Raw genomic sequence first — 9,936 nt, forward strand, 5'->3', positions numbered from 1 at the left:
AAATACTTAGCTAAGAAATTTTTTTTACGAATATTTCTCTAAACTCAAACTGCTTAAATAAAATATAAGCGAGTATAAAATCGGATTCCTGTATAGCGACTTCTATCATATTTTGAGCTATATCTGAGATTCTTGGTCCATTATCAGGAGATCTTTCAATCGCTTTCAAATAAATTTTAGCAATAAATTGTGAAACATTATATAATACTAAAGCATCGTTTTCAAAGCGAGCATTTCGTTTGTAAGTAAAATAATCAGCCAAAGTGTAATAAACAGCGCCTGTAAACACCTGAGACATCATATGCCCACGTCCTGACTGAATTATTTCATCATTCATTTTAAGGGTATTATATGCATTTCTATAACTTTCATAATCAAAGTATTCCATTAATTTCGATAGCTGCGTATCACGCTTTAGATTTCCTTTAGATATAACCAAAATCTGCTCGACCATATCAAATAATGATAAGGTAAAAAAAATTACTGAGAGGTCTGCAAAAGATTCAATAATTGAATGTTGCTCAATAAAACTTTGAGGTTTAACGAAATCTCTTTTTATTTCCCAAAAAGGTTTTAATGAGTCTAGTATGGCATGACCTGTTTCATGCACAACAACATCTAACGATTTACATGAATAAATTCTTTTTTCATGATCTTTCCAACCAAAATTGAGACTCCTATTTATTTTGTTGAAATTTGCATGTTTCATTGCTTCTTTATTATTGTGTGGATATACCTTTAAAGGTATATTACTTCCCTTTTGATTCCAGGACCATACTATTTTTCTTTTTAACAAACGTTGATACATAGTTAAAGTTAATCTAGCAACTGCATACGTATGAATCATATCGATATGCTCATCTTCATACTTATTCAATATTTGAATCTTATCTTCATTGATTTGAACAGCTGGAATATTTTCAATTAATACATCAAACTGTGAATCCTTCGGACCATGTTCTACATTTGTATGAATGTAAACTTCTTCTAGTACTAAACCTTTCGATTTCGGATACTCTTTCCAAATTTGCATTCTTATACCAATAGTTTTGGGAATATCTTCAGCTTTTGCTTTATAATCAGACCCTAAAAAACCAGATCTTCCTATTAGTCCTTCTATTTTATCCATACTTTTATTATATAAAATTTTACTTATATGATTTAGTGAAAAAATTAACAAAAGTCTTCATTTTTTTTAACTTTATGGTGACCTCTTTATGTAAAATGCATTAACTATTAAAATTTTTAACTAAAACATTTACTATTATGCAAGGAGAAGTTTATGATACTAGAGATGGTGGAAGTGGTGAAGATGATTTTGGCTACATAATCACATCAGAAATTTTAACTGATTGTAAAGAAAATAAGAAAAGTAAAATACTTGCTTTCGCACATAATGCAAAAACAGCAAACTTGAAATGTGGCGATGAAGTAACATTTAAATTGATAGAAATAGAAATTAATATTAATGGTGAAAAAAAAACTTTAAGTTTAGCCGAAATTTTAACAAATGATGATATATAATTCACTTAACTGAAGATTAAGTTGCCTCTAGGATTTAAAGTACTATAGGCAACTTAATCTAAAATAAACTATTAAATCATGCCTTCAAAAGTGTTTTATTTTTGATTTTTTTTATAAATAATGTAACTGATATAACAATAATATTTAAGACTATTAATAAAGTAATTAAATACTTATTCCAAAGATTACTTTCAATGGTGTGATTTTGACCGACAACAGTAAAACCAGCCCAATGATATGGGTTAGCCCCTATTTCATCAACATCTGTTAGAAAGTCAATCTTTGAGCTTTGAAGAGCTTTATCTATAGGTTTACCATCATATATTTTTTTATAAAAATTTATAATAATCTTTGCTGAATAAAAATCATTGATATTCCATAGTGAATTTAAAACGGTGGGGCAACCTGCTTGTATAAATCCTCTCCCAACACTAAAAACTCCTTCACGTTTAAACTGTTTACCTATTCCACTTTCACATGCACTTAATACTACTAAATTAGCATTTAAACCAAGTCCTAAAAGTTCATGTGTAAATAACACCCCACTTAACGAATCATTTTCTTTTTCAGGATTAAAGAATAATCTGGAATCATATTTACTATTTTTTCCTCCATATCCATGTAATGCTAGATGAATGATATTATAATTATTTGCCTTCTCTAAAAAGTTTTGCTTGGTAGCTTCATCTCCCATAAAAAAATCACCTTCAAAATAATTAGCAATTTGTTGTAATTCAATACCTGTGCCTGGTAGTTCATTAAGATCACTATCCCTTATGTTGGAAAGAGAACTATATGAGCTCCCAATATTCTTAGTATCTGAATAACTGAAAGCTAACATATTGTTCCTATCATTATTAGTACCTTTTTTTAGGTGACTATTTAATAAAGATGAACTATATAGATACCTTGTTGAGTATTCGTATAGTAAGTATGGAGCATTCTTATAATTTATATTTTCATTATCTAATAAAGTAACCAAACTCTCAAAAGGAAGTAATTCCAATATTCCATCAGGTACAATGATTAGATTGTTTATTTTATCATGGTTCAATAAAACAGGATGAACTAACTCTTTATATATATTAAATGATGATTTAAAAAATATTTTTTCTTCTTCAAGTTGAGATGATTCTTCGTTTGACTTAGTTAGGACTTTATAATAGTCAGCCAAGTGTTGATTAGTTTTTTTAGAATTAATAATCCTCATGATTTTATAATTGCTACTACTAATGCCAAGCATATATATATGCTTTTCCCCAAAAAAATACTCAATGAGTTGAGAACTTGAATTTTGCAACTTATTTTGTACTAATTGAACATTATCCCAAGCTGGAGATAATAAAATATGATATTGAGGATGTAACTTATTTAACGAATCACTCAATTGTTCAAGTTGTATACTTATTCGAAATAACTCTTGGTTTAGTTCCTTATCAGAAGAATTTCTTTGTAATATTTCATTTTTAATTTTTTCTTGTACATTAATTAAGTGCTTTCTTCTCTTTAAAAGAGGCTGAGTATTTTCTAATTGATTATTTTCTGTGGAATAAATTGATTCTACTAATAAACCTGCTTTATTTGTTTCCATAAAGCTGAATAAAAGGTTTAAATAATTTTCATCTTTGGTTTGTTCAAATAGTTGATAATAACAATCAATTGCCTCTTCAAAGATATTTCCATATTCTTCAAATAAAAAAAGTTTTGACCCGTCATGAATATACGAAAATCGATTTGATAGAATAATTTCTCTAGCTATGGTATAACATTCAGAAGCTAATAAAAGGTGGTGTAATGAGTCAGAAAAATTTGCTTTAAGTTTTAATATATTAGCCTTTTCTTTTAAAATATCTACGATCAGGAGGTCATTAGGAACAATCTCTTTATTTGGGTTAATTTGAATTAATGTATCATTAAAGTCTTCTATAGAAGCAACAAGTGCATTTTGAAAATATTCAAGAGCTTTATCATTTTCCTTAAAATGTTGGTGAATTTTTCCAATCCAATAATGAATTTTTGCCACCTCAGGATGCTTATTCCCATATCTATCACATCTTATTTTTAAAGATTTATTAAGGTAATATTTAGCAGAACTATAATTTATTGAACCATACCCTATTGATAATCCAATATTAAGATAAAGATTTGAATGCCAAATGCTATTAGAGTCTTCAAAATTATCTACTAAATCCAAAGCTTTGTTATAATACTTTAATGCATTTGAATAATCTTCTTGTTTTTGAAAAGCTGTACCTAAGTTATTATAAACTATGATTAATCTATCACTTTTATCTCCAAAAAGCTTGACTTTAAGCTCAATTGCTAATAAGTAAACTTTTATAGCATTTTTAAAATCGTTTTTCTGAAGATAAATATTACCTAAATTAATTAGAATATTACTTATATCGTTATCATTTGAGTTTGCAGATTTGTGTATTTCTAATGCTCTACTAGTATATAATATTGCATTATCATAATCCCTCTTTTGGCGATTGACTGAACCTAATTTGTTATATATCCTTGCAGTCTGAATCGTTTCTTTATTAGATATTTCTAATTCAATGGATAAAGCCTTTTTGTAATAAACTTCAGCTTCTTTATAGTTAAATACTACGTGGTTGTAAACATTACCTAAATTATAATAACTCAAGGCTACATCTTTATGAGGTTCAGTATGTAGTTCTAAGCGAATATTTAAAGCTTTGGTATAGTAGTTTATAGCTTCTTTTGAATTATTTAAAAAATCATAATATTGCCCTAAATAAAAATATCCTAATGCAGTAATTTTATTTTGCTCACCTAAAAGAAGTTTACAAGAATCGATGGTGCTATTTAAAACAGTATATGCTTTATCATAATTTCTGATTCTTCTATAGCAGTAACCTAATTGATTTTTAGCTAGAAAGTAGTTTTCCCAATCTTTTTTAAGATACGACTGTTGAATTATGCTATGATAAAAATCAATTGCTTTATCAAACTGATAATCATTAATAAGAATTTCGCCTTTTGATAAATTAATTTGATCTATAGAGTCATTGTCAACAGCATGTTTTGCACTAGATGTAGTATTATAAATAATGAATATTATAAACAAGTAAAAAAATTTCATGGATGATAAAGTTCATAGAATTTAAATAGTCTCCTTTTATTAAAAATAAATTTTTTTCACGAGATGTCTATTTTTTTTAGAAAATTACTTTTCCTCAATTATCTATAAAACTCTAAAAGGAGTCAAAATTGACAGGTTAAATGATGAGAGCCACAAGGACAAAAAGCAGCAAACTGCGTAAGCAGCTAATTGTCCTCGTATCTCTCAAGAGATAGCAAGCGGGAACGCCACTTTCCAAGTTACACATGGAAAAGATGGCGTTCCCGCTTGCCCTACGGGGTGTTTTGCCCATTTAGGGCAAACGAATTATAATATATTATTATAATTCAATAAAAATACTCTTTTAGTGGCAGTAAAAAGATAATGTTATTATATTAGTATAATAATACACCCAAATACTAGTACATGAAAAAGTATAAAACAGTCCTAATGGACGAGACAGATCATATCAAGCTAGAAAAATTATGTTCTATGCATGGTAGGAACATGAAAGAATTCACTTCCCAGATGATAGACTTTTTTGATAGGACGGGGATGGATCCAACTGACGAAAGAAATACCAATCTGAAGGAGGCCATCAAGGAATTACGGAAGGAGAATAACCGTATTATCTCTTTTATCAAACAACAAGAAAAGACCAAGCTTGAACCCATACTTGATCAGATGGCAGTGGGTTATCGCACCTTTGAAAAAAATGTAGGAACACTTAATAAAATGGGAGTAATGGAGGAGCAACTTTCCAAGGTACTTCGCAACCAAGGCAAGTTATGGGAGTGTCTCGAAAACACCAGAAAGAAAGCTGTTCAAAAGGCCATACAACTCTTCAGTAATTATCTAAAAGAACAAGAATGGGGAAAGGCAATTGGAGTAGGAAAGTATGTAAAAAATCCAAAGGAGTTGAATGATAAGTATATGGAAAAGTTCTTTGAGATTTGATAGTATCTAAAGTAAATAATCTCCTATTTTAATTAGATGATCATCTACTATTCTTAAAACAAATGTGAATAAAATGCCTTATATAGATTTTACTAGACAGGCAGGTATCAACAACAAGGGAAGCGTTTCCACTCTTACCCATTACCTGAATAAGGAAGATAAAATGATGGAGAAAAATGGGAAACGAGAATTCTATTTTGACCTTGATAAAGATAACATCACCAAGAAAGAAGTGGATAAGAATCTGGACACCAATCGGGGAGGTTTGAAGAAAAAAGATGCCAAGTTCTATATGATTACTATCAACCCTTCCAAGGAAGAACTGGCGCATATTGGTACTGATGCCAACAAGTTTAGACAGTGGATACAACAAGCGTACATTCCACAGCTTGCTCGTGATTTTAATCGAAAGGGATTGAAAGCTTCTGATTTGAACATCTATGGTAAGATAGAGCGCCACCGCTACTATAAAGGAACTGACAAAGAAGTACAACAAGGGCTAGTAAAATCAGGTGAAGCAAAGCCTGGTAACAATATGCACTGTCATCTGATACTAGGGAGAAAGAGTAAGGACAAAAAGCATTACCTTTCCCCGAATGCCAATGCAAGAAAGCAAGGGCAGCAAGGAGCTGCAATTCATGCAGGCTTCAACAGGAATACCCACAAAATCAGTATTGAACAAAGTTGGGACAGACACTTTAGCTATGACAGAAATTTCGATAAGAGTTTTGAGGTCCAACAGGGAATGAAGGAGTGTAGAAGCATTGAGGAAAAGGCTTCTATCATCAACAGATATGAAGAGAACAAGACCCATCAGAAAGAAATGAAAGTACAAAATACTCAAAGAAGAGGTAGTGGAACAGATATAGGATATTGATTATATTACGAGGGAAAATTACATCTACAACTTCACTTTAGGTAGTTCGTTTGTATGGTTTTAAGCTTATTTCTTCATCATTATTCTCCCGCTGCATGTTATATATAGCATCTCTAATTACAGTCAGCTTAAAATTATCTGCTCCTAAACAGTCTAAGAGAGCAATATCATCGGCTTGTTCAAGCTTTTCAAAACTTGTAAAACCAGCTTTCATCAAAGCTAAATAATTCCCTCTTGTCAGTTTAGTACCAGTATAAAGTGTTAAATATGTCATTTCTGAGCTAGCTCCAGTAGCTAATCTTGCCAACAATAAATCAACCTTATCGACAATGTTATGATTTGGATAAAGGTATTCAGCTATCTGAGCAACTGTAGGCAAAACATCGCATGTACGAGCGGCTGTTTGTCTTATTGCTCCTGCTATTGGCTCTTTTCTCATATGACTTGTAAGAAATATCTCAATATCTTCTAAAGTCATTTCACTTATGTAAGCAATCATAGCAATTGATTTTTTCATACGTGTAGTGACTGTTGCTTGATCTTCTGCGTTATGAGTTAATAAGTTAATTAACACGCTTGACAAACCTTGTTTGCGTAATTCTTTCTGCCATTTACTTTGTTCTTTAATACTTTTTTTATTAATTGCCATGTAAACATTATCAAGTTCTTCTGATATCTGACAAATTGCCAGTAATTGGAGATCGCTAATCTCATGTACATGAAGACGTGACAAGCATTCTATGAAGCGAATTATAGAAACTACCGAAACAATACTTTCACCAGCTAAGAAACCTAGTTTTGTAAGTTGAATTTGGTTGTTATCTGAGCGAATTACTAGTTTGTGGTCTTCAAGGTCATTTAACGCATATTGTAAATGATTGTGGTCATAAAAGAATGATCCATACTGTTTTTTATACTGGAATGCACCGAAACTATATTCCAAAAACCTTATGATATCTTCTACAAGAATTCCTGTTGGCATATTTTTTTGAAAAAGAGATATTACACGTATAATCAAGCTTCTAAGATCCGTATTTGTAGCAAAAAATTGTGAATATATATCTTCCGGTTTACCTGAAATATAGTAATTCCAATAATGATGCTCATTCCTCATTTCTTTGACAATAAGATATGATGTTCCTCTATCCCAATATCCTAAACGCCCAGCTCTACCTGTTATATTTTTATATTCCGAAATACTATAGGGACCATTAGGATGATCCAATCCTACAACTATTACATCAGATGCGGGAGTGTTTACTCCCATTGCCAGTGTTGTCGTTGCTGCTATAACTTTTAATTCTTTAGATCTGAAACTCTCTTCTATAACAAGTCTTTCTTCTCTATCTAAGTGTGAATTATGAAATGCCGTTCCACCTTGTAAACATTGCCTCAACCTATTCGATGCAGAAGACGGATCACCAGAAGGTAATTTTGACAAAGCTTCCGTTGCTGGGGGCAAATTAATATGTTCAGCAAGATACTTAGCACACCCCCATGTTTCTCCTGTTTTTTCTCTAAATACGATAGCCTGTCCACCTTTTTGAATAATTTTTCGAACTAAAGGGATAACTATGTTTTGACTGCTATTCTTTCCTGTGAATATTGGTGTAATTATTTGTCGCTTGAATTTTTCTTCATTTGTATCACTTGTTAAATAACGAAAATCGCCATTTGAAAAAATTATCCCTTCATCAAGTGGTACGGGTCTTTCCTCTCTTCTAAGTTTACTTGCATCAAACCAACCCTCTAAACCATTTGTGTTTCCTATTACAGCAGAAAGAGCAATAATTTGTGGCTCAATACCTTCACTTCTCCGTATTCGAAGGAGTGTTAATAGAAACTCAAGATTAGCTCCTCTGAACTTATCGGCTATCATTTGCACTTCATCAATGACTAGAATACCAACTTGTTCCAGAACATGTGGATTACCAAGAATAACAGCTAATAACTTTTCATAAGTTAAAAGACAAATGTCATACTGTCCTTTCAAAAGTGGTGATATATCATCACTTTCGCCAGTTGCTTCAATTGTTTTAATTCCAAGTGAAGAGTAAATTTCAGTAAATTGACGGAACTTATCATTTACAAGTGCCTTTAATGGTAATAAGAAAAGTGCCTTTTTCCCATCCAATACACACTTGAGGCTAGCTAATTCACCAATCATTGTTTTACCAGAAGATGTTGGAGCAGATACAACAACGTGTTTGCCTTTAAGTATTTTATGCTGATTTATAGCTGCAAGTTGTAATTCATTCAATTCTGGAATAGATGACGACCATCCGTTTATTATTTCAGTTGAAAAACCAAAAACTTTAAGACTTTGTAGATCATTATTGGCAATAGCATGACTATGATCTGGAAAATATTTTTCATACAAATCTCCCGGCTTAAAAACTGGCCATGTAATATTACTATCTAGTGTTCCCCTAAGAGTTGGGTTTTGAGGATGTCCAAAAGAATCAGCGGCATCTACAACTCTTCTAGATACATATTCTAAGAGTTTAAAAATTGATATTTTACCTGCAATTTGTACCTCTTCTACTCCTTGCAGTGCTTCAATTAAAAAGTGAGTTAATAGACCATGACCAGTTTTTTGACTTTCCCAAGCCTCCTCATCAGCACCAGATGCAGTAAGAATAATTCGTCCATGTCCAGATAATTGATCCAATAATGTTGTTGTTGATTTTAAAATCTTCGGATGATAATCTACTTTTAAGACCTTGGCCCCCATACCACCAGAAAAGCAACAATCTAATATCAAGATCAATGTCTGTGCAGGGATTTTCTCAAACCATTGTTGTAAGGATTCTAATGAAATAGCTGTATTTTTTACATCTTGTGAATTGTAATCATAAGGTACCAATTCATGGGTTTCACTACCATGCCCTGAAAAGCTAATGACTACAACGTCATTGATGTTACAATTCGTTAAAGATTCAAGTTCTTTTTCAATACTATTTTTAATAGCATCCTCGTTTGAAAGAAGCTTAGTATTACCTCCTAATGTGTCAGTGAATAATGCATGGAGAGCCTGAGCATCACGTACAGCACAATTGAGCCAAGTTGCTTCTCTAGACACATATCGATCAATGCCAATAAACAACCCTTTAAAAGTCATAATCTTTGTTTTTTAACCTAAATTGTTCTAAATATACTATTAATGCGAATCAATAGTAGAATTTGAAAAATGGAGCGTAAAGCTTCATTCAGGATTGCTATAATACGGAATTGTACTGGCATTGCCAACGTTTTAGTAATAAGGGTGATTTTACTGATATAGAGGTACTCACCTGCTATTTCTTTGCCATACTGGAAGAGCAAAGTTCCAGATAAAGCAGATGCATTCCTATTGGCTGTACTGGTTTCCCGACTTGCCAAGCTACCAAGCCTTCAATGCCAGGCTGAATCGACTTGAAGGTGCACTTCCTCTACAAGGATAAGAAGCGTGGCAAAGTAGCCACAAACCTACTCTTCTCCCAAAAGCGTC

General features: G+C 31.8%; 7 protein-coding genes. 3 read left to right on the forward strand and 4 right to left on the reverse strand.

Features of this window, described 5'->3' with window-relative positions; translation table 11 throughout:
- Positions 1–10: 10 nt before the first annotated feature.
- A complete protein-coding gene (locus OQ292_RS40500) occupies positions 11–1,129 on the reverse strand; it encodes a gluzincin family metallopeptidase (RefSeq protein WP_284689908.1) in 1,119 nt (372 codons plus the stop codon).
- Between the two features lie 137 nt (positions 1,130–1,266).
- Between OQ292_RS40500 and OQ292_RS40505 the strand changes: the two genes are divergently transcribed.
- Complete coding sequence (locus tag OQ292_RS40505) at positions 1,267–1,524, forward strand: hypothetical protein (protein ID WP_284689909.1); 258 nt, start codon at positions 1,267–1,269, stop codon at positions 1,522–1,524.
- A 76-nt stretch (positions 1,525–1,600) separates the two neighbouring features.
- On the opposite strand, the gene OQ292_RS40510 is transcribed toward OQ292_RS40505, so the two are convergent.
- Positions 1,601–4,633: a CHAT domain-containing protein gene (locus OQ292_RS40510; protein ID WP_284689910.1), complete on the reverse strand. Its 3,033-nt coding sequence runs from the start codon at positions 4,631–4,633 to the stop codon at positions 1,601–1,603.
- A gap of 405 nt (positions 4,634–5,038) precedes the next feature.
- Here OQ292_RS40510 and OQ292_RS40515 point away from each other — a divergent pair, with 405 nt between their 5' ends.
- Both OQ292_RS40515 and OQ292_RS40520 read left to right on the forward strand, forming a co-directional pair.
- Entirely contained in the window at positions 5,039–5,569 is a 531-nt protein-coding gene (locus tag OQ292_RS40515; protein WP_284689911.1) for a BfmA/BtgA family mobilization protein, read from the forward strand.
- 73 nt (positions 5,570–5,642) lie between these two features.
- Positions 5,643–6,446: a DUF5712 family protein gene (locus OQ292_RS40520; protein WP_284689912.1), complete on the forward strand. Its 804-nt coding sequence runs from the start codon at positions 5,643–5,645 to the stop codon at positions 6,444–6,446.
- Positions 6,447–6,483: 37 nt separating this feature from the next.
- Here the strand turns inward: OQ292_RS40520 and OQ292_RS40525 are convergent, their stop codons facing one another.
- Both OQ292_RS40525 and OQ292_RS40530 read right to left on the reverse strand, forming a co-directional pair.
- Complete coding sequence (locus OQ292_RS40525) at positions 6,484–9,567, reverse strand: DEAD/DEAH box helicase (RefSeq protein WP_284689913.1); 3,084 nt, start codon at positions 9,565–9,567, stop codon at positions 6,484–6,486.
- A 17-nt stretch (positions 9,568–9,584) separates the two neighbouring features.
- The gene (locus OQ292_RS40530) at positions 9,585–9,827 is read right to left on the reverse strand and encodes a hypothetical protein (protein WP_284689914.1); all 243 of its coding nucleotides are present in this window, start codon (positions 9,825–9,827) and stop codon (positions 9,585–9,587) included.
- Between the last annotated feature and the right edge of the window lie 109 nt (positions 9,828–9,936).

The organism is Chondrinema litorale (assembly GCF_026250525.1).
Taxonomy (GTDB): domain Bacteria; phylum Bacteroidota; class Bacteroidia; order Cytophagales; family Flammeovirgaceae; genus Chondrinema; species Chondrinema litorale.

What these genes read in the sequence shown, in the direction of transcription:
- OQ292_RS40510 (WP_284689910.1), bottom strand. Translation starts at nt 4,633, where the DNA reads ATGAAATTTTTTTACTTGTTTATAATATTCATTATTTATAATACTACA.
- OQ292_RS40505 (WP_284689909.1), top strand. Translation starts at nt 1,267, where the DNA reads ATGCAAGGAGAAGTTTATGATACTAGAGATGGTGGAAGTGGTGAAGAT.
- OQ292_RS40525 (WP_284689913.1), bottom strand. Translation starts at nt 9,567, where the DNA reads ATGACTTTTAAAGGGTTGTTTATTGGCATTGATCGATATGTGTCTAGA.
- OQ292_RS40515 (WP_284689911.1), top strand. Translation starts at nt 5,039, where the DNA reads ATGAAAAAGTATAAAACAGTCCTAATGGACGAGACAGATCATATCAAG.
- OQ292_RS40520 (WP_284689912.1), top strand. Translation starts at nt 5,643, where the DNA reads ATGCCTTATATAGATTTTACTAGACAGGCAGGTATCAACAACAAGGGA.
- OQ292_RS40500 (WP_284689908.1), bottom strand. Translation starts at nt 1,129, where the DNA reads ATGGATAAAATAGAAGGACTAATAGGAAGATCTGGTTTTTTAGGGTCT.